This is a genomic window from Marinibacterium sp. SX1, from assembly GCF_050389775.1.
In the GTDB taxonomy this organism is placed as follows: Bacteria; Pseudomonadota; Alphaproteobacteria; order Rhodobacterales; family Rhodobacteraceae; genus Marinibacterium.
In genome coordinates this window covers 201,770-222,904 of sequence record NZ_CP177145.1, presented here as the reverse complement: position 1 = coordinate 222,904, position 21,135 = coordinate 201,770, and the positions used below count along the sequence as shown (strand labels likewise).

Here is a 21,135-nt window from a genome sequence, read left to right as displayed (position 1 = left end):
ATGCAGATGCGAACGCGGCAAGTTCCGTCGCAAAGGCGGCAGGGCCGGGGGGCACCGGCGGCCCCGGGGTCAGAACCGGGCGGTGACCCCCAGGCCCAGGGCATGGCTGGTGAAATCGCTGCCAAAGGCCCCGCCGTATTCGATGCGCGCCTCGAAGCCCGCGCCGCGTGCCAGCGCCAGGCCCAGCGACACCCGGCCCAGCCGGTCGGCCACCGGCACCGACGACCGGAAGGTCCCGGCCCCCGGGGCGGCCCCGTCGAGCCGCGCGACCGTGGTCCATTCATCGGCATTCGACAGGCTGAGCGCGGCATTGGCATAGACCGACAGTGCCAGCCCGCCGTTCAGCGCCATCCGCCGCCCGATCTCGACCGAGGGCGTGGCCACCAGGATGGTCTGCGACTGGTCGTCGACGGCCAGGTTGTAGGCTCCGGCGCCGGTCTCGGTGTAGCCTGCGGCCCGGGTGTGGACCAGATCGAGGTCCAGCGCCGGGCGCAGGTAGCCGGCGGCATTCCCGAAGACCCGGCTGCCGTGCAGGCGGGCGCCGTAGCTCGCGATACCGGTCCGGCCGCTGGCCATGGCGGGCGGGGCGCTGCCGGCCACGGCCCGGGCCAGGTCATACCGGCCGTAGCTGGCGCTGAGCGCCGCCGACAGGTCGATCCCGCCGACCGACCGGCCCAGGGCAAGCGCCAGGTAGCCGCCGTCTCCCTCGGCCGAGGACTGGCCCTGGTCCGCGTCGAAACGGCCGTGTTCGTAGCCAAGCGCCAGGCCGATGGTCCAGGGCCCGTCCAGCCGGGCCCGGGCGCCGCCGCTGACGACAAGCTGGTCACCGTCATAGCCCCCGGTGCCGCCCTGGTCGAAGCGCAGCCCGCCGATGTCGGCCCAGCTGCAGAGGCCATGGGCGTCGAACCCGGCGTCGGCGCCGCCCTCCGGCCCGGCCCGGCGGCAGCGCAGGGCGCTGTCCATGCGCGACCGGGCGAACATGGCCTGTGTCGCCGCCGCGGCCAGGGCGCTGCCCGGGGTGAACGAGCTGAGCCCGGCGGCATAGGCTGCCGCGCCGTCGGGCTGGCGGGTCAGGGCGTCGAGCCCGGCCAGGACCGTCTCGTAGCCCTCCGCCCCGGTGTCGAAGATCCGGTCGAGATGTGCGCCGACCTCGCGCTGGTTGGCGTCCAGCGTGTCATAGGCCGTGCCGAACCGCGTGTCGCGGACATGCACGACGGCCCCGTTGCCGGTCAGGTCCAGGGCGTAATCGACGGCCGCGCTGTCCTCGACCTGCAGGTTGCCGGTGACCTGGCCGCCAAAGCGCAGGACCTGGCGCGCGGTGCCCGGGGCCAGCCCGGTCGCCGCGATGCGCAGCTTGCCGTCCAGCGTGACATCGCCGTCGAACAGCAGGCTGTCCGAAGCCCCGGCGCCGAAATCGGCGGCCAGTTCGAGGACGCCGTCGGCATGCTGGCGGAACCGGCCGGACAGGCGGTGCTCGGTGCCCGGGGTGCCGCCGAGCGTGGTGATCAGCCCGGCATTGACCACATCGGCCACCGATGCCGCGCCCAGGACCCAGCGACCCTGGCGGAGATTGGTCACCCGGCCGGCCACCAGCTGGCCCTTCCGGGCGTCGACCGCCGCGGCGTCGAACGTGCTGTCGGAGGATTGCAGGACCACGTCGCCCTGGATCGTGCCATGGTTCTGCACCGCCAGCGTATAGCCGTCGTCCTGGCTATTGCTGCCCAGGTAGCGCACGGCCTGGCCTGCGTCGTCCCCGTCCATGCCTCCGGCCAGCACCGAGGCGCCGGCATTGACGGTCAGGACGTTGTCATGGCCTTCCGAGACATAGATCGCCGCACCTGTGCCGGTGCCGCCTGTGACCTGGCCCGAGACATCGACGGTGATCGTGCCGTTGCCCTCTGGCCCGGTGGACTGGGCGAAGATGCCGTTCGATCCGGTGCCCGTGGTCGTGATGGTGCCCTGCTGGGTGATGCTGACCGCGCCGCCATGGCCCGAGGCGCCGCCCAGGCTGCCGGCATAGAAACGGCCGCCCTGGCCCCAGATGCCGCCCCGTCCGCCGACCGATTGGGCGATCAGGCCAAAGGCCGCGTCGCCGCTGGTGGTGATGTCGCCATCGACGGTCACGTCGACCGTCTTGCCGGAGCCCCCTGACGGATCGCCCTGCCCCGCTGTCTGCAGGGTGTCGAAGCTGTCCGCGCCGGTGTCGCCGGCGATGCCCCCGCCGCCGCCGATCGACTGGGCGACCAGGGCATGGCCGCCGACGCCCGTGGTGTTGATGCGGCTGCCGCTTTCCAGCGCGACCGATACCGCCCCGCCATCGCCCTGCGCGCCCTGGTCGGCCGCGCTCAGCGTGACCGAGGTGACGGTTTCGGAATTGGCCGTGCCGCCGATGCCTCCGCCGCCGCCGATGGATTGGGCCAGCAGGCCGATGGCCCGCGCACCCTGGGTCTGGATGTCGGTCAGCAGGTCCATGTCGACCGTGCCGCCATTGCCGGCGCTGCCTCCGTCGCCGCCCAGCACGACGTCGATGTTGACGTCCAGCGGGCCCTGGTTGGCCACCGTGCCCCCGGTGCCGCCCAGCCCGCCGCCGCCGCCGATCGACTGGGCCACGATGGCATGGGCGTCGCGGCCGATGGTGCGCAGGGTCAGCTCGTCGTCGCCCTCGGTCGTGACCGTCACCGCCCCGCCGTTGCCCGAGGCTCCGCCGCTGCCACCGATCCCCGCGCCGAGCGAGATGCCGGCATCCAGCGAAATGGAATAGAGACTGCCTCCGCCCGGGTTGGCTACGGTCGACTGGCCGGCCCCGGCCACCGTGCCCGCGCCGCCCAGCCCGCCGCCGCCGCCCACCGATTGCAGCACGACGCCATGGGCATATTCGCCGGCGGTGGTGACCTGGGCCGTGTCGAAGCGGGCCGTGACCGCCCCGCCGTTGCCGGCCGTGCCGCCGCCACCGCCGATGGCCATGTCGACCGAGGCGATCATGTTGCCGTCGCTCTGGGCCGAAGCGCCGCCGGTGCCGCCACCGCCGCCGATGGACTGGGCGATGATGCCATCGGCGAAATCGCCCAGGGTCGACACCAGGCCCTGCTGGTCCAGGCTGACCGCCGCGCCGTTGCCGCCCGAACCGCCGGTGCTGCCGATCGACAGCTGTGCGGCGATGGTCGGGTTGATCGTGATCTCGGGCCGGGGCAATGCGCCGGCCGAACTGGTGCCCGATTGCGAGCCGGCCGTGCCGGCCACCCCGCCGCCGCCGCCGATGGATTGCAGGATCAGCCCGTCGCCGTCATCGCCGCTGGTCGCGATCTGCCCGGCCGAGCTGACGGTCACCGCGCCGCCGGTGCTGCCCTGGCCGGGATGGCCGCCGACATTCAGGGTCACCCGGGCGCTGGCCTTGAGCTTGAGCAGGTTCTTGACCGGCTTGCCTTCCTTCTTCTTGATCGCGATGGCCTCGGCCTGGGTGAAACCCGAGGCGCTCAGCCCGATCGAGCCGCCCTGGCCGGTGCCGCCGCCGCCACCGATGGATTGTGCGACCACCCCGTGCGACCCGGCGCCGGTGGTGCTCAGCAGGCTGTCGGCGTCGATGGTCACGCTGGTCGCGCCGCCGGCCCCGCCGCCGCCGCCCTTGCCGCCCAGGCCGATGTCGGCCGACACGTTCATGCCCCGGCCGATCTTGTCGTTGTTGGCGTTGCCCACCCCGCCGTCGCCCCCGCCGCCGCCGATCGACTGGGCGACGATGGCATTGGACGCGTCGCCATGGGTGGCAATGGCAGATCCGCCCTCGACGGTCACGTCGACCGCGCCGGCCGCGCTGCCCTGGCCGGCCGCGCCGCCCAGGCTCATCGACAGGTCGACAGAGATGGTCTTGGGCACGCCGACGCCGCCCGACAGGGCCGTTGCGCTGCCGCCGTCGCCGCCGCCCCCGGCGATCGACTGGGCCAGGATCCCGTGCGAGCCGTCGCCCCCGGTCAGGATGGCGCTGGCATCCGACAGCCGGGCCTGGACCTGGCCCGACGTGCCGCCCAGCCCGCCGCTGGCGCCGACGGCCAGGGTGCCGGTTACGGCCACGGATTCGCCTTCGCCGGTGGGCACGGCCGCGGTGATCGCCCCGGCCATGGCCGATCCGCCGGTGCCCCCGCCACCGCCGATGGATTGCGCGGTCAGCCCGTGGGCCGAGCCCACCGCCGTGCCAAGCGCCGTGTCGGCCGCCCCGGTGCAGCCGGTATCGCCGGCAAACCCGGTGGACAGGCAACTGCCGGACAGGCTGGCCGTGACATCGCCGGCCGATCCGCCGTTGCCGCCCGACCCGCCCAGGGCCACGTCCATGGTAAAGCCCACCGAGGCATCCATCCCCGAGGCCGATCCCCCGGTGCCTCCGCCCCCGCCGACCGACTGGGCCAGGATCGCCCCGGCATTGGAGCCCGAGGTCACCAGCGTGCTGGCGTCCAGCTGGACCTGGGCCGTGCCCCCGGCCCCGCCGTCGCCGCTGCTGCCGCCGACCTGGAAGGCCAGCGGAGTGGCCACGTCCAGGCTGACGGCATTGCCGCCGTTGCCGCCGCCCCCGCCGATCGACTGGGCGATGATGCCCCGGGCGTTCTCGCCCGCGGTCTGCAGCAGCAGGTTGTCGAAATAGACCTCGGCCGGCCGGGCATCGGCCCCGGTCGATCCGCCGCCGCCGACCTGGAAGGCCAGCAGGCTGGCCGCCGCCGCGCCTTCGAAGCTGCCACCGTTGCCGCCGCCACCCCCGACCGACTGGGCAATCACCCCATGGGCAAAGGCTCCGGCCGTGGCAATCGCGCTGCCCGCGCCCTGGGGCGCGCTCGACCCGCTGTCGGTCGGCGTCGGCGTGCAGCCGGCATAGCTGTTGGTCACGCAGGCCGCCTGGCCCCAGCCGCCGCCCCCGCCGCTGCCGCCCACGCCAAGGCCGATGCCCAGCGACAGGTCGAGCACGTCGCCGCCATTGCCCCCGCCGCCGCCGACAGACTGGGCGACCAGCCCGTAGGCGTGATCTCCGGTGGTGGTCACCGTGCCGCCCACGGCAAAGAGATCGACCACCCCGGCATTGCCTCCGGCGCTGCCCGACCCGCCGACCGTGCCAATGCCCGTGGCCCCGCCGCCGACACCGCCGCCGCCGCCGACGGATTGCAGCAGGATGCCCACCGCCCCGGCGCCGCTTGTGGTGATATCGCCGGAATTGGTCACGTAGCTGGTGGTGTCGTTGTCGGCCCCGGTGCCCGACCCGCCGCCGACCGACAGGATGCCTCCGGTCGCCCCGCCCGCGCCGCCCCCGCCCGAGATCGACTGGCCGATGATGCCCATGGCGTAGTCGCCGGCCGTGGTGATTGCCCCGGTATTGTTGATCTCGACCACGCCGGCCGCCCCGCCGTTGCCCCCGGCCCCGCCCAGTTCCAGCGTCAGCCCTTCGGCCACGCCCCCGGTGCCACCCGATCCGCCGATCGACTGGGCCAGCAGGCCATAGGCATGGGCCCCGGCGGTGGTGATCTGCGTCGCCGTGGTCAGGGTGATCTGGGCCCCGTCGCCGCCATTGCCCCCGTCACCGCCCGATCCGGCCAGCACGCCGGTGAAATTCTCGCCGGTGCCGCCGAACCCGCCGATGGAATGAAAGGTGATGCCGGCGGCGAAATCGCCCGAGGTGGTGATCCGGCTGCCCCGGGCCGTCGACACGCCGACATTGCCGCCATCGCCCCCGGTCCCGCCGGTGCCCGCATTGCTTCCGCCCAGCCCGCCGATCGACTGGCCGAGGATGCCATAGGCGTAATGCCCGGTGGTCACGATGGCCGCGTCCGAGGTCATGCCGACCTGGATGCCCCCGCCATAGCCGCCCCGGCCGCCGGTCGACCGGTCGTCGCCGTTGCCATCGCCGCCGCTGCCGCCTTCGCTGCGCAGGATCACGCCCGAGACGTGGTCGCCATGGGCCGTGACCGTGCCGCCGTTCAGGGCCAGGCTGGTCGTCGAGGCCGAACCGCTGGTGTCGGCGCTGCCCATGCCGCCGGCGCCGCCGGTGCTCTGGTTGGCCGACGTGCCGCCGTTGCCGCCCGCCGACCGCATGAAGATCGCCGCGGATTCGCCGATCGGCGCGTTGCCCGACTGGCCCAGGGTGATGTCGGCGGTGTTGGTCACGCTCAGCGCCCGGCCGTCCTCGCCCCGGCCACCGTCGTCGGAATTGTCCTCCGAGGCTGTGCCGCTGCCGCCGGAGCTGCGCAGGAACATGCCGTGCAGCCCGTATTCGCCGGTGCCCACCACGTCGAACCAGGCCGTCAGCGCGCCGCTGTTGGTCACGCTGATCGGCCCGCCGGTGCCCCCGGAGCCGTTTTCCGAGCCGCCGGAGTTGCCTTCGGTCACGATGCGGATGGCCCGGCCGTCGGTGCCCACGCGCAGCGGGTTGTCCTGGCTGCCCAGGGTGATCGCCCCGGAATTGTCCAGCGTGACGGCCTTGCCATCGCCCGAATTGCCACCGCGCTGGTCGCCCGAGCCTGATTGCATGTCCCCCCCGGCCCCGGCCTCGGCCTGGACGTTGATGCCGTAGACCGGCACCGACAGGGATTGCACGGCGCTGGCGTCGATGGTGATGGCCGCGGAATTGGTGATCGTGACCTGGCCGCTGTCGCCTCCGCGCCCGCCGTCGCCCTTGCTGTCGGGCTGGGCCCCGTCGCCGCCATTGGTGCGGATCTGGATGCCGGTGACGTTGTCGGGGGTCCAGCCGGGTGCGCCCGAGCCGGTCATGGTGATGGCGCCCTGGTTGGTCAGCGTCACGTCGGCCCCGGCCTGGCCGCCGGGTGTGTCGCTGCTGCCGGCCGCGCCGGGGAAATCCGCGGAAATCCCCGAGCTGATCGACTGGTAATCCGTCGAGGCGTTCAGCGTCGCGTCGTTGGAGATCTCGACGGTTTCCAGCCCCGTGCCGGACAGGTCGATGACGTTGAGCTCGTCGGCATCGGTATAGCTGCAGGTCAGGGTGGTCGTGTCACCGGTGCAGGGATCGGCCCCCGCCGACCCGGCCGCGCCCATGCCCCCGCCGATGGCCAGCGCCGAGACCGAGGCGCGCAACAACCGGCCCCGGCGGCGGGGCATCGGGCGCAGGTTCAGGGGCGAGGCGGGGCTCAGGGGCGGGATGATTGTCACGGGGCGGGCCTTGTTGGATGGATTGTACACCCGGCGGACCGGGTTGCCCCGAAAACGCCGGACGAAAGGTCTTGGCCCTGCGATCCCCGGACCATTGCTAACGCCCGTCGGGCGCGCAGGCAATAAATGGATGCATAGAGCCGGGATGAAACGGGCCCGGGCTCGGTGCCGGGCCCGGGGCGGCTGCTTGGGCCCGGTCGGATGTCATTCGGGCGTCATTCCGGGGCCACCAGAGTCCGGGGCCGCCAGGCGCCATTCGGCGTGCTCAGCCCAGGTCGAAGGCGATCAGCCCGGCCAGCGCGCCGGAGAAACCGGCATTGTAATCGGTGGCCACCTCGTTCTGCACGTAATCGTCGCGCGTGTCGGAATAGGCCCCGTTGGCATCCGGCCCGCCGACCAGCGCGCCGGTCAGGGTGTAGAGGTTGTCGGCCGGGTCATGCACATCGGTCGTCCCCGAGGCCGCCCGGTGATGGGGGTTCAGCGGGTAATCCTCGCCAAAGCCCACGAGATAGCTCTGGCCGTCGGGATTGTCGCCCAGCATGTAGTCGATCTGGTCCGAGGCAAAGTCGCGCAGCCGGGCGGCCAGGGCCGTTTCGCCCCGGGCGTCGGCCAGGCTGGCCCGTTCGACGGCCAGGAAGGCCATGTTGGACGCATAGCGGTTCGATCCCCATTGATCGAGCCAGGCCAGCCCGGCGTTGGTCTCGGTGCCCGGGGTGCGGGTCAGCCCGGTCATCATGTGTTCGAGATGGGCGTCGATATCGGCCAGGTAGCGGGCATCGCCGGTGGCCTCGGCCAGCATCATGGCCACGCCGTTCGACTTGTCGTCCCATCCCAGCGTCCAGCCCGTCGACCCTCCGGGGTAATGGGCCTCGGCCCGGGCCAGGTAGGCCGCATCGCCCGTGGCCTCGTAGAGCCAGGCCGCGCCCCAGGCCAGTTCGTCCTGGAAGCCGCTGTAACTGTTGTAGAAACTGCGCACTTCCGGGATCGCGTCGGCATAGCTGCCCTGGTAGGTCTCGGCGAAATCGTAGAGCTGGATGGCCGTGTCCAGCAGCCGGTCGGCCTGGGCCGTCTGGCCGGCCTGGCGGAAGACGATCGCGGCCGAGGCCAGCGCCGCGGCGGTTTCGGCGGTGACCTCGGTGCCCGGGGCATCGGCCGTGACGGAATAGGTCGGCCGGTCCATGGTCATGTCCTCGGGCGCGCCCCACCAGGCGTGATCGGCATGGCCGTCGCCGACCTGGGCATGGAACACGTCGTCGGACAGGTCGGCCGTGCCCTTGTCGTCATAGGCCCGCAGGAAATAGTCGGTCACCCAGTCGAGATGGGTCAGCAGGTCGTCCAGCGCCCCGGCGGCGGCATAGCCTTCGGTGTAATCCGCCGCGCCCCAGGCCAGCATGGTGGCGGAAAAGGCCATAGGCAGGCCGAACTTGACGTGGTCGCCGGCATCGTACCAGCCGCCGGTCAGGTCTGCGCCCACATCGGCGCCATCCTGCAGGGCGCTGTCCCCGCGCCAGTCCAGCGGGAAGTCATCGGGCAGGTCGCCGGAATATTGCGCATAGTAGAACTGCATCGACAGCGACAGGGCCGTGCCGTAATCGCCGGCATCAAAGGGCGTGGCCGAGCTGTCGGTGTCGCCCGTCTGGTCATCCGTCTGGTCGCCCGGATCGTTCGGGTCATCCGGGTCACCGCCCGTGTTGCCCCCCGTGTTGCCACCTGTGTTGCTTCCCGTATCGCCTCCTGTGTCGTCGCCACCTGCCTGGCCGCCCGTGTCGCCATCGCCCCCATCCGGCGTGTCGCCGTTGCCGCCATCGCCCGGTCCCTCGCCCTCGACGACGGCATGGGTCACCCCGTCGATCACGACCGCAAAGCTCAGCGCCGACAGGTCCGGCGGGCTGCCCGCCCCGTTGAAGCCCAGGGACACGTCCTGGCCGGCGCCGATGTCCCTGGTCCAGCTGAGGCCGGTGATGCGGATGTCACCATTGGCCAGGGTCTCGGCCTGCCCGCCCCAGATGTTCGACACGGCAAAATCGGGGGCCGAGATCAGGATGACAAAATCCTGCACCACGCGGTCGGTGTCGTTCGATATGTCGACATGGGCGGTAAAGCCCGTGCCCCAGGTGTTTTCCAGCCGCCAGGTGAAGCCGGGCAAGGGTCCGGTATCCGCGCCGCCCGGGGCATCGGGAGAGTTGCCGTCCTGTTGCCCGTCCTGTTCCTCGTCCGTCCCCCCGTCCTGTCCGCCGTTCTGTTCTTCGTCCTGGGGGCCGTCGTCCGGATCGTCCGTCGGCGTGCCGGTCCCGCTGCCGGTCTGGTCCTCGCCGGGCTGGTCCGGGGGCTCGGCCCCGATCACGTGGGTCTGGCCGTCGATGACCACCGAATAGCGCAGGGCGTCGGCCGCTGGTGGCCGGCCCGCGCCGTTGAAGCCCAGCGATACGGATTGGCCGGGGGCCAGGTTGGTCGTCCAGCTGACGCCGGTGATCAGGATGTCGCCATTGTCCAGGGTTTCGGCCGTGCCGCCCCAGATGTTGGTCACGGCAAATCCGGGGGCGGCGATCAGGATGGCAAAATCCTCGATGACGTTGCCGGTCGTGTTGGTGATGTCGATGTAGGCGGTAAAGCCGGTGCCCCAATCGTTGCCCAGGCGCCAGGCAAAGCTTGGCAGGTCGGGTGCCGCCGTTGCGGCGGCCGTGTCGGGCATCGTGGCCCGGGCTGCGTTGGTTGTCGTGGTCGCCGGCCCAAGGGTGGTCGTTGCGGCGTCGGGGATCGTGGCCGTCGACGCATTGGTCATCGCGGCCGTTGCTGCGCCTGGAGTTATGGCCGTTGCCGCGCCGGGTGTTATGGCCGCTGCTGCCCCGGCTGGCGTGGCTCTTGCCCCGCTGAAGGGAATGGCCATCGCCCCGCCGGGCATCTCGGCGGCAGCAGCCGGGCCGTCCCAGCGGGCGCGCAGGGCGGGGGCAAAGACCAGCCGGTCGCTGTCGATCAGGGGGCCGATCCCGGGGCGGTCGGTCTCTGGCAGGTGGTCGGAGACAAGGCGGAAGAAGGGCATGTCGGGCATCGGGCTGTCCTCGGTCAGGCGCGCGCATGGTCCGGGCCCAGGGGCTGGGCACAGGGTATGGGCACCGGGATTGTGCACTGGGTCTGGGGCGTGCCGGACGTGGCCACTGGGCTGCTGGGCCGCCCGGCATGCGCGACCAGCCTACGTCAGCGGGTCGCGGGGTGCAGCGCGCAAGCCTTTGGAATGCCGGTCAAAGGTCTTGGCGATCCGGCCATGCCCGGTGATCGCCGCGGGCCGCGCCGGGCGTCGTGCCGGTCCAGGCCTTGTAGGCCGTGGTAAAGCTGGTCTGGTCGGCATAGCCCAGAAGATGGGCCACCTGGGCCAGTCCCAGCGTCGGATCGCGCAGGTAATCGCGGGCCAGGTCCCGGCGCAGGGCGGTCAGGATCGCGCGATAGCTGTCGCCCTGTTCGGCCAGCCGGCGGGTCAGGGTGCGCGGGCTCATGCCCAGCGACCGGGCGACATCCTGCTGCGCCGGCGCGCCGTGCACCAGCCGGGCGGCGATCTCGGCCTCGACCTTGCGGCCCAGCTCGCCGGCCTGGCGGTCGGGCCGGCTGGCCATCAGGTGGTGGGCATAGGCCGTCAGGTGGGCCAGAAGGGCGCTGTCGGGATCGGCCAGGGGCAGCGCGGCCACGTCGGGCGCATAGAGGATGCCCGGCGCGTCGCGGCCGGGGCGAACCTCGGCCCCGAACCGCCCGGCCATGCGGGCGAGGTAGGGCGCGGGCCGGTCATGGGACAGGCGCAGCTCGATCGGCGTGACCGGCCGGCCCACGGCGGCCAGCACGGTGGCCTGGATCAGGCCCAGGAAATGCTCGGTGTAGAGCGCGTGGCGGCGCAGCCGCTCCGACCCGGCCTCGAAACGCAGCAGGAACCCGGCGCCGTCCGTCCCTGCGCCCTCGGCCCCGGCGACCAGCATGGCCCGGCGCCGGTCCAGCCGCAGGTAGCGGTGGGCATTGGCCAGCCCGTCGCCCAGGGTGCGGGCATTCATCAGCAGGTAGGACAGCAGCGAGGTCCGGCGCGGGTCGAATTGCAGGCCGATCTCGCAGGCGGCCATCTCGTCGCCCAGCCCGGTCACGGCGGCTTCGAGCAGGGCCAGCTCGTCGGTCACGCGGATGCGCTCGGGCGGGGCCATCGCGAAATCGGCGGGCAGGCCGGTGGCGGCCAGCAGGGCATCGGCCGACAGCCCGCGCGCCTCGGCCCGGCGCAGGATGTTGAGCGCCGAATGCGGCGGAACCTCCCATTGCATCAGTGACATGGCCGTCAGGTCCCCTTGCCTGGCCCAGTGGCTGCGGTGGCTGCGCGGGCCAGTCTAGGGCCAATGGCCGCCAACCGAAAGACCGGCGCGGCCCGCATTTCGGGCAGCCCCCCAGGCGGATGCGTAAACTGTTGACAGTTGCGCCCGCCGGCCGGCTGGCATAGTCGCGGGCCATGGCGCAGGCCGTGCCGGCCGATAGGCTGGGACGGCGCAACGGGAGGCAAGACCATGACGATCCGACAGGCCGGCGCGGGCCGGGCATATCCGGGCCGGGGGACGGCGCGATGAAGATCCACATCCTCGACGATTGGCATGACACCCTGCGGGGCCTGCCCTGTTTCGCCCGGCTGGCCGGGCATGATGTGACGGTCTGGACCGACCATGTGGACGACCCGGCCGTCCTGGCCGACCGGCTGGCCCCGGCCGAGGGGCTGGTGCTGTTCCGCGAGCGCACGGCCATCACCGCCGACCTGCTGGGCCGCCTGCCCGGGCTGCGCCTGATCAGCCAGCGCGGAGCCTATCCCCATGTCGATGTCGCGGCCTGCACGGCCGGCGGCGTGATGCTGTGTTCCAACCAGAAGGGCGACGGCGGCTATTCGGTGGCCGCGGCCGAGCTGACCTTTGCCCTGATGCTGGCCTGTGCCCGGCAATTGCCGGCCCAGGTGGCCTCGCTGAAGGCCGGCGGCTGGCAGCTGGCCCCGGGCCAGACCCTGGCCGGGCGGGTGCTGGGGCTTTACGGCTATGGCCGGATCGCCCGGGCCGTGGCGCGCTATGCCGAGGCCTTCGGCATGGAGGTGATCTGGTGGGCGTCGGAAGCGGGCCGGGCCAGGGCGGCGGCCGACGGTGTCCGGCTGGCCGACAGCCGGGCCGAGTTCTTTGCCCGGGCCGACATGGTCAGCCTGCACCAGCGCCTGACACCGACCACGCGGGCGACGATCACGGCCGAGGACCTGGCGCTGATGAAGCCCACGGCCAGCCTGATCAACACCGCCCGGGCGGGCCTGATCGCCCCGGGCGCCCTGCTGGACGCGCTGCGCGCCGGGCGGCCGGGCCGCGCGGGGATCGACGTGTTCGACACCGAGCCGCTGACCGATGTGGATGACCCGCTGCTGGCCCTGCCCAACCTGGTGGCCACGCCCCATATCGGCTTTGTCACCGAAGACGAGCTGGACAAGCAATTCGCCGATATCTTCGACCAGGTGAATGCCTTTGCCCGGGGCGCGCCGATCCACGTGATCAACCCCGAGGTCGCGCCGACGGGCCGGTCTTGAGCGCCCTGGCCGGGCTGGTGCCCGAGACGCTTGCCAGCCTGTTGCCGGACGGCCTGTCGGCCCTGGCCATGGCCGGGCTGATGGTGGCCAGCTTTGCCGGGTCGTTCATCACCGCGTCCATGGGCATCGGCGGCGGGGTGATGCTGTTGGGCGTGATGGCCGTGCTGCTGCCCCCGGCCGCGCTGATCCCGGTGCACGGGGTGGTGCAGCTGGGGTCGAACACCGGCCGGGCGCTGCTGTTGCTGCGCAGCGTGGACCGCGCCGCCCTGCCCGGCTTTGTCGTCGGCGCGCTGATCGGCTGTGCCATCGGCGGGGCCGTGGTCGTCGACCTGCCCCCGCGCTTCGTGCAGCTGGGGGTTGGCCTTTTCGTGTTGTGGTCGATTGTCCTGAAACCGCCGAAATGGCTGGCCCGGTCGGGCTGGCTGGCCGGCGGGGTGTCGTCGTTTCTGACCATGTTCTTCGGGGCCACCGGCCCCTTTGTCGCGACCTATGTCAAAAGCCTGGCCCTGCCGCGCCATGCCCACGTGGCCACGCAGGCGGCCATGATGACCATCCAGCACGGGCTGAAGGTGGCGATGTTCGGGTTGCTGGGTTTTGCCTTTGGGCCATGGGCCTGGGTCATCCTGGCCCTGGTCGCCGCCGGGTTCGCCGGGACATATGCCGGGCGCCGGGTGCTGGACCGGATGAGCGACCGGGGCTTTCGCCGGGCGCTGGACGTGGCCCTGTGCCTGCTGGCCGCCCGGCTGATCTGGGCCGGGCTGACGGGCTAGGCCCGCCCCCCGCCGGCCGGAACCGGCGGAGAGCAATGCGCAAGGTGCCCGTCGTCAGACGAAGCGGTTCCAGAGGTTTTCAAGCCGTTCCTGGCGGCCCGAGACGGGCTCGGGGTTGATGCCCTCGGCCTTGACCCGCGCCTCGATGCTGGCCAGGTCGGACGACAGCATGGCCTTGTTCTCGGGTTTGTCCCAGCCGGCGTAGCGCGCGCTGCGCGCCTCTTCCAGCCCGCCGTGTTCCAGCAGGGCCGCCGCGGCCTTGAGCCCGCGGGCGCAGACATCCATCGCCCCGGCATGGCCCAGGATCAGGTCCTCGGCATCCAGCGACTGGCGCCGCAGCTTGGCGTCGAAATTGGTGCCCCCGGAGGTGAACCCGCCGGCCTTGAGCACTTCGTAATAGGCCCGGGCGACCTCGGGCACGTTGTCGGGGAACTGGTCGGTGTCCCAGCCGGACTGGTAGTCGTTCCGGTTCATGTCGATCGACCCCAGGATGCCCAGCGAGGCGGCCAGCGACAATTCATGCTCGAAGCTGTGGCCGGCCAGGATGGCATGGCCCTGTTCGATGTTCATCTTGACCTCGTTCTCGAGGCCGAAGCGCTTGAGGAAGCCATAGACCGTGGCGACGTCGTAATCGTACTGGTGCTTGGACGGTTCCTGCGGCTTGGGTTCGACCAGGATCGCGCCCTTGAAGCCGATCTTGTGCTTGTAGTCGACGACCATCGACAGGAAGGCCCCGGCCTGTTCGGCCTCGCGGGTCAGGTCGGTGTTCAGCAGGGTCTCATAGCCTTCGCGGCCGCCCCACAGCACGTAGTTCTCGCCGCCCAGCTTGTGGGTGGCATCCATGCAGGTCTTCACCGTGGCCGCCGACCAGGCAAAGACATCCGGGTCGGGGTTGGTCGCCGCGCCGGACATGAAGCGCCGGTTGGTGAACAGGTTGGCCGTGCCCCACAGCAGGCGGGTCTTCGAGCTTTCCATCTTGGCCGCGAAGTAATCGACGATCTCTTCGAGGTTGCGCGTGTTCTCGGCGAAATCGGCGCCTTCGGGGCGCACGTCGGCATCGTGGAAGCAGAAGAACGGTGCGCCCAGGATGTCGAACATCTCGAAGGCCACGTCGGCCTTCAGCTTGGCCAGGTCCATCGTCGAGCCGAACCAGGGCCGGTCAAAGGTCTGGCCGCCGAACGGGTCGCCGCCTTCCCAGGCGAAGCTGTGCCAATAGGCGATGGCAAAGCGCAGGTGGTCTTCCATGCGCTTGCCCATGACCACCTCGTCGGGGTTGTAGTGGCGATAGGCAAAGGGGTTGTCGGTCTCGGGCCCTTCATAGGCCAGCTTGGGGATGCCTGCGAAAAAGTCGGTCATGTCGGCCACTCGGTCATAAGGTTCAGGGTGTGGGGAATGCGCCGGCCGGTCAGGAGCCGGCGCCGGGCTGTTTGCCCAGGATGATCATGCCCAGGATGTCCTCGTCGGTGACCTCGTCGACATTCACCGTGCCGACCAGCTTGCCGTTCTTCATGACCGAGGCCCGGTCACAGAGGTTCATCACGCTGTGCACGTCATGTTCGATGAGGAAGATGCCCAGGCCCTGGGCCTTGAGCTGCTGGATCAGCTCGGCCACCATCTGGGTTTCCTGCGGGCCCAGGGCGGCGGTGGGTTCGTCCATGATCAGGATGCGGGCGTTGAAATAGACCGCCCGGGCGATGGCCACCGATTGCCGCTGGCCGCCCGACAGGGCCTTCACCGGGTCCTGGAACTTGCGGAAGTTGGGATTGAGCCGGCCCATGATCTTGCGGGTCTCGGCTTCCATCCGGGCGTCGTCGACAAAGCCCGTGGCCGTCGTCAGCTCGCGCCCCAGGAAGAGGTTCGAAGCCGCGTCGAGATTGTCGGCCAGGGCCAGGGTCTGGTAGATCGTCTCGATGTTGAAGGCCCGGGCATCGCGCGGATTGTGGATCTCGGCCTTTTCGCCGTCGATCCGGATCTCGCCGGTGTCCATCTTGTAGGCCCCCGACAGGCACTTGATCAGGGTCGACTTGCCCGCGCCGTTGTGGCCCAGCAGGCCGACGACCTCGCCGGGATAGAGATCGACGCTGACATGGTCGACGGCCTTGATGCCGCCGAAGGCCACCGAGACGTCGCGCATCTCGACCAGGGGGGTTCCGCTTCTGTCCACCATCAGCTGTCTCCCGTGCGCTTGCGATAGATGATGTCGACCAGCACGGCCACGACCAGCACGGTGCCCACGACGATGTTCTGGAACGGCGCGTCGACGCCGACCATGGCCATGCCCGATTGCAGCGACTGCATGATCAGCGCGCCCAGGATGGCGCCGTAGATCGTGCCCATGCCCCCGGCCAGGGCGGTGCCCCCGATGACCGCCGCGGCGATGACGCGCAGTTCGTCCAGGGTGCCGATGTCGTTGGAATGGAACGACAGCCGGGCCGAGGCCACGACGCCGGCCAGGGCACAGAGCACGCCCATGATGACAAAGACCTTGACGGTCAGCAGCCGCGTGTTGATGCCCGACAGCTCGGCCGCATCGGGGTTGCCCCCGGTGGCAAAGATGTAGCGGCCCAGCCGCGTGCGCCGGGCGACCAGGGTCATGACCACGGCCACGGCGATCAGCAGCAGCACCGAGAACGGCACGCCATAGCCCTGGGTATAGCCTTCGGGCATGGTCTCGCCCCGGGCTTCGAAACTGCGTTGCAGCACGCGGGTCGGGACTTCGTAGGCGTTCAGCGTGGCGACGAAACCCAGGATCAGGGCGGTCGAGATGGCCATCAGCACGAATTCGGCCCAGACCGGCTTGACCGGGAATTCATGGGCGATGCGCGCGCGCCGGGCCTGCCAGATGGCCAGGCAGGCAACGAGAACGGCCAGGATGCCCAGCACCCAGCTGCCGGTCACGCCGAGGGTGCCGCCGATGCCGCCCAGGGTCTGGAACGTGTCGTCCAGCGGGCCGATCGTCTGGCCGCTGGTCAGGTACCAGGCCACGTTGCGCCAGACCAGCAGGCCGCCCAGGGTGACGATGAAGGCCGGGATGGTCAGGTAGCCGACCAGCCAGCCGTGCAGACCGCCGATGACCGCGCCGGTCAGCAGGCCGACGACAATGGCCAGCGGCGCGATCAGCGGGTTGCCGTAATCCAGGCCCAGCCCGGGCAGGAACTGGGTCTGGGTGATTGCCATCATGGCCGAACAGGTGGCCAGCAGCGAGCCGACGCTGAGGTCGATGTGGCGGGTGACGATGACAAAGACCATGCCCGTGGCCATGATGGCCACCGACACCGTCTGGATCGTCAGGTTGAAGATGTTGCGCGGTGTCAGGAACCGCCCGTCGGTCAGGATGTTGAAGACCAGGCAGACCACGACGAAGGCGCCGACCATACCCAGCAGTCGGGTGTCGAATTCGAGCGTCCTGAAGATGTTCTTGCGGCCTGTCGACGGATCGGAGGCTCGGGCCTCTGCCATGGGGACCTCAGCTTTGTTCTGTGCAGGGAAATCGGGTTCGCGGTGCGCGGCCCCGCCCGGCGCCCGGTCGGGGCACAGGGGCGGACCCGCGCGGGATCATCGGCCGGCCCGGGGTCGGGCCGGCCGCAGGGTGATCAGTTGCAGGGCGCGGGGCCGTCGGACACGCCCTGGCACAGGGCGTCCTTGGTGATCCAGCCGGCATCGACCACGGCGGTCAGGTTGTCGGCGGTCACCGGGACCGGCTCCAGGAACTGGGCGGTCAGCGTGGTGCCCGAGGGCGAGGTCCACTCGGCCGCGCCTTCGACGCCGGCCATCTCGGTGCCACCGGCCAGGATCACGGCGATCTCGCCGGCGCGCTTGCCCAGGTCGCGGGCATCCTTCCAGACCGACACGGTCTGGGTGCCGCGGGCGATGCGGTTCAGCGCGGCGTGGTCGCCGTCCTGGCCCGAGACCGGGATGCCGTCCATGCCCTGGGCGGTCAGCGCCGCCACGGCGCCGCCGGCGGTGCCGTCGTTGGAGGCCACGACCGCGTCGACGGCATTGTCGGCGGCGGTCAGGATCTGTTCCATGTTGCGCTGTGCGTTGGCCGGCAGCCAGCCATCGGTATAGGCCTCGCCGACGATGGTGATGTCACCGGCGTCGATCGCCGCCTGCAGCACTTCCTGCTGGCCGCCCCGCAGGAAATCCGCGTTGGGGTCGGTGGGCGAGCCCTTGATCATCACGTAATTGCCGGTGGGCTGGGCTTCGAGCACGGCACGGGCCTGCATCCGGCCGACCTCGACGTTGTCGAAGGTCAGGTAGAAGGCGCGGTCGTCCTCGATCAGGCGGTCATAGGCGATGACCGGCACGCCTTCATCGGCCGCGGCCTGCACGGCCGGGATGATGGCCTGGGTGTCCTGGGCCAGGATGATCAGCGCGTCGACGCCCTGGGCCATCAGCGATTCGACATCCGACAGCTGCTTGGACGACGACGATTGCGCGTCGGCCGAGATATAGGTCGCGCCGGCCGCTTCCAGGGCCGATTTGATCGCGGCCTCGTCGGTCTTCCAGCGCTCTTCCTGGAAATTCGACCACGACACGCCAACGGTCTGCGCATATGCGGATGCGGCAAGGCCGAGCGACATCGCCGTCGCGGCCAGCAAAGTCTTGTACATGTAAACCTCCCTAGGTCGCCCTTGCGGGCAAGGACCGGCTGACTCGCCGGTGCGGGCTCAACTTGTCCCGAATAAATTTAGTTGTCAAATTAAGATGCGCCGATCACACTGGCATTCAGCGAAAAACACGGTGACTTTCGCTGCAATGCAGCGAAATGGGAGGGGTTGCGGTGCGTGAAGCCGGCTTTTTTGTTCAATGAGTAAACTAATGCCGGAAGCCGCCGACGGTGGTGCTCCGGCGGGGGCCCCGCTGGGTTGCGGGCCGCTGATCCAGCCGGTCACCTCGGCGCAGCGGCCGCTGCGCCAGCAGGTTTTCGAACATGTGCGCGCGCTTGGCGAGGTGCCCCGGGTGCAGCTGGCCCGGGATCTGCGGGTCAGCCCGGCCTCGGTCACGACGATCACCTCCGAGCTGATCGAGACCGGCCTGCTGGAAGAGGTCACCGCCCGGCGCGAGGGCGACGGGGCGCGCGGCCGGCCGGCGGTGGCACTGCGGGTGCGGCCGGGCGGGCAATATGTCATGGGCATGAAACTCTCCGACCGCGAGAGCACGGCCGTTGTCGTCGATCTCTCCGGGCGGGTGATGGCCAGCAGCGCGATCTCGCGCACTCCCGGGGCGATGTCGGTCGAGGTCACGCTGGACGCGGCCGAAACCCTGATGCGCGAGGTCTGCGACAAGGGCGGGCTGGACCCGGGCGAGCTGGCCGCGATCGGGGTGGGCACGCCGGGTTTTGTCGACGGCGGGGCGGGTATCGTGCATTGGTCGCCGATCCTCGACCGGCGCGGCGTGGCCCTGGCGCCGCTGCTGTCGGAGCGGCTGGGCCGGCCGGTGCTGATCGACAACGACACCAACCTGGTGACCCTGGCCGAGCTGTGGTTCGGGGCCGGCCGGTCGCTGTCGGATTTTGCCGTGGTGACCATCGAACACGGGGTCGGCATGGGCTTCGTGATCAACCACCGGCTCTATCGCGGGGCGCGGTCGATGGGCATGGAGCTGGGCCACACCAAGGTGCAGCTCGACGGGGCGCTGTGCCGCTGCGGCCAGCGGGGGTGTCTCGAAGCCTACCTGGCCGATTACGCCCTGGTGCGCGAGGCGCGCACGGCGCTGAACCTGCCCGACCCGGAAACCCGGTCGGTCAACGTGCTGCTGGAAAGCCTGTTCGAACAGGCCAAGGCGGGCAACCGGGCGGCACAGTCGATCTTTCGCCGGGCCGGGCGTTACCTGGCGCTGGCCATGGCCAACGTGGCCAACCTTTTCGATCCGCAGCTGATCATCCTGTCGGGAGAGCGCATGCGCTATGATTACCTCTATGCCGGCGAGACCCTGGCCGAGATGAAGACGATGATGCTGGAAACCGGGCGGGCGGCGCCGGCGCTGGAAATCCATGCCTGGGGTGACATGATCTGGGCCCATGGTGCGGCGGCGCTGGCCTTGCAGGACCTGACGGAACAGATGCTGGGATCGGGACAGGAGGTCGCCGCGCAATGATCACGCCCTGCCTGCCGTCCATCGGCCTGCGCGCCGGATTGACAGCCCGCGCGCCCGTTTGCCTGGCTGCCTGTGTCGCCATCTGCATGGCGACCGGTCCCGCGCTGGCCGGGCCGGCCTTTGTCGACGATGCCGCCGGCCTGCCCCTGGCCCATGAATACACCGGCGGCTGGGAGCATTTCGTCGGCGGCGGCGTGGCGGTGTTTGATTGCAACGGTGACGCGCGGCCCGACCTTCTGGCCGCCGGGGGCACGTCGCCCGCCGCGCTGCTGGTCAACGATTCAACGCCCGGCGGGCCGTTGCGCTTTGTCTCCGGCTCGATCGCCCCGCTCGAAGGCGTGACCGGGGCCTATCCGCTGGACGTGGACAATGACGGGCTGATGGACCTGGCCGTGCTGCGTGTCGGGCCCAATGTCATGTTGCGGGGCCTGGGCGACTGCCGGTTCGAGGATGCCACCGCGGCCTGGTCCCTGCCCGTCCGCGACGCCTGGACCACGGCCTTTGCCGCCACCTGGCAGCCCGGGGCCGACTGGCCCACCGTGTTCTTCGGCAATTACGTCGACCGCGCCGATCCCGACGGGCCCTTCGAGGCCTGCGACACCAGCGAGCTGATCCGCCCCCGGGGCCGGGCTTTTGGCGCGACCGAAACCATCGCGCCGGGCTGGTGCACCCTGTCGGCGCTGATCTCCGACTGGCAACGCAGCGGCACGCCCGAGCTGCGCCTGTCGAACGACCGGCATTATTACGTCAGCGGCGGCTATGAGCAGATGTTCCGCCTGACGCCCCTGGCCGAACGGCAGGATTGGGACCGGGTGTCGCTGTGGGGCATGGGCATCGCCTCGCGCGATCTGACCGGCGACGGCCTGCCCGAAGTCATGATGACCTCGATGGGCGACCAGCTGTTGCAGTTCAACCGGGGCGACGGCTTTGACAACGCGCCCTATGAGCAGGGGACCACGGCGCACCGGCCCCATACCGGCGATGACGGGCGGCCGTCGACCGGCTGGCACGCCGAGTTCGGCGATGTCGACAATGACGGGCGAGCCGATCTGTTCATTGCCAAGGGCAATGTCGACCAGATGCCGTCGATGGCGATGCATGATCCCAATTCGCTGCTGATGCAGGGGTCGGACGGGCGCTTTGCCGAGGCCGGGGCCGCGGCGGGCATCGCGACGATGGACCGGGCGCGGGGCGCCGCGCTGGCCGATCTCAACGGCGACGGCCTGCTGGACCTGGTGGTGGTCAACCGCCGGGCGCCGATGGAGCTGTGGCGCAACGTGACCCCGGACGCCGGGCATTGGGCCGGCGTGGCCCTGGCCCAGCCCGGGGCCAATCGCCATGCCATCGGTGCCTGGGTCGAGCTGCGCAGCGGCGGGCAGGTGCAGGCCCAGGAGGTCACCATCGGCGGCGGCCATGCCGGGGGCAGCGCCCTGCCCCTGCATTTCGGCCTGGGCCCGGACACGGCGGCCGAGCTGCGCGTCACCTGGCCCGATGGCACGCAGGGCGATTGGCAACCGGCCGCGCCCGATGCGCTGACCCGGGTGCGCCGCGACTGAA

The 21,135-nt window shown here is 70.7% G+C and carries 11 protein-coding genes; 4 read left to right on the top strand and 7 right to left on the bottom strand.

Annotated elements, in window-relative coordinates; translation table 11 throughout:
* Positions 1 to 69: 69 nt before the first annotated feature.
* The 3 genes from ACK3BB_RS22380 to ACK3BB_RS22370 form a co-directional block, all read right to left on the bottom strand.
* Positions 70 to 7,137, bottom strand: a complete 7,068-nt coding sequence (locus ACK3BB_RS22380) for a hypothetical protein (protein WP_428928862.1) — start codon at positions 7,135 to 7,137, stop codon at positions 70 to 72.
* A 265-nt stretch (positions 7,138 to 7,402) separates the two neighbouring features.
* Positions 7,403 to 10,186, bottom strand: a complete 2,784-nt coding sequence (locus ACK3BB_RS22375; RefSeq protein ID WP_428928861.1) for a glycoside hydrolase family 9 protein — start codon at positions 10,184 to 10,186, stop codon at positions 7,403 to 7,405.
* A gap of 190 nt (positions 10,187 to 10,376) precedes the next feature.
* Positions 10,377 to 11,438, bottom strand: coding sequence for an AraC family transcriptional regulator ligand-binding domain-containing protein (locus tag ACK3BB_RS22370; protein ID WP_428928860.1), 1,062 nt, complete (start codon positions 11,436 to 11,438; stop codon positions 10,377 to 10,379).
* A gap of 284 nt (positions 11,439 to 11,722) precedes the next feature.
* Here ACK3BB_RS22370 and ACK3BB_RS22365 point away from each other — a divergent pair, with 284 nt between their 5' ends.
* Positions 11,723 to 12,709 (top strand): D-2-hydroxyacid dehydrogenase family protein, encoded by a 987-nt coding sequence (locus ACK3BB_RS22365; RefSeq protein ID WP_428928859.1) that lies wholly within the window; start codon positions 11,723 to 11,725, stop codon positions 12,707 to 12,709.
* On the top strand, positions 12,706 to 13,479 hold the full coding sequence (locus ACK3BB_RS22360; protein WP_428928858.1) for a sulfite exporter TauE/SafE family protein: 774 nt from the start codon (positions 12,706 to 12,708) through the stop codon (positions 13,477 to 13,479). Before ACK3BB_RS22365 ends, ACK3BB_RS22360 begins: the two co-directional genes overlap by 4 nt.
* 54 nt (positions 13,480 to 13,533) lie before the next feature.
* On the opposite strand, the gene xylA is transcribed toward ACK3BB_RS22360, so the two are convergent.
* From xylA to xylF, 4 genes are all read right to left on the bottom strand, one after another.
* A complete protein-coding gene (xylA, locus tag ACK3BB_RS22355) occupies positions 13,534 to 14,835 on the bottom strand; it encodes a xylose isomerase (protein WP_428928857.1) in 1,302 nt (433 codons plus the stop codon).
* 49 nt (positions 14,836 to 14,884) lie between these two features.
* Positions 14,885 to 15,646, bottom strand: coding sequence for an ATP-binding cassette domain-containing protein (locus tag ACK3BB_RS22350; protein ID WP_428928856.1), 762 nt, complete (start codon positions 15,644 to 15,646; stop codon positions 14,885 to 14,887).
* Positions 15,646 to 16,938: a sugar ABC transporter permease gene (locus ACK3BB_RS22345; protein ID WP_428928855.1), complete on the bottom strand. Its 1,293-nt coding sequence runs from the start codon at positions 16,936 to 16,938 to the stop codon at positions 15,646 to 15,648. Before ACK3BB_RS22345 ends, ACK3BB_RS22350 begins: the two co-directional genes overlap by 1 nt.
* A gap of 134 nt (positions 16,939 to 17,072) precedes the next feature.
* Positions 17,073 to 18,092 carry a D-xylose ABC transporter substrate-binding protein gene (gene xylF / locus ACK3BB_RS22340; protein ID WP_428928854.1) on the bottom strand — a complete coding sequence of 340 codons (1,020 nt, stop codon included), beginning with the start codon at positions 18,090 to 18,092 and terminating at the stop codon, positions 17,073 to 17,075.
* Between the two features lie 208 nt (positions 18,093 to 18,300).
* Here xylF and ACK3BB_RS22335 point away from each other — a divergent pair, with 208 nt between their 5' ends.
* Positions 18,301 to 19,578 (top strand): ROK family protein, encoded by a 1,278-nt coding sequence (locus ACK3BB_RS22335; protein WP_428928853.1) that lies wholly within the window; start codon positions 18,301 to 18,303, stop codon positions 19,576 to 19,578.
* A gap of 86 nt (positions 19,579 to 19,664) precedes the next feature.
* The gene (locus ACK3BB_RS22330) at positions 19,665 to 21,134 is read left to right on the top strand and encodes a CRTAC1 family protein (protein ID WP_428928852.1); all 1,470 of its coding nucleotides are present in this window, start codon (positions 19,665 to 19,667) and stop codon (positions 21,132 to 21,134) included.
* The last annotated feature ends 1 nt before the right edge of the window (position 21,135 follow it).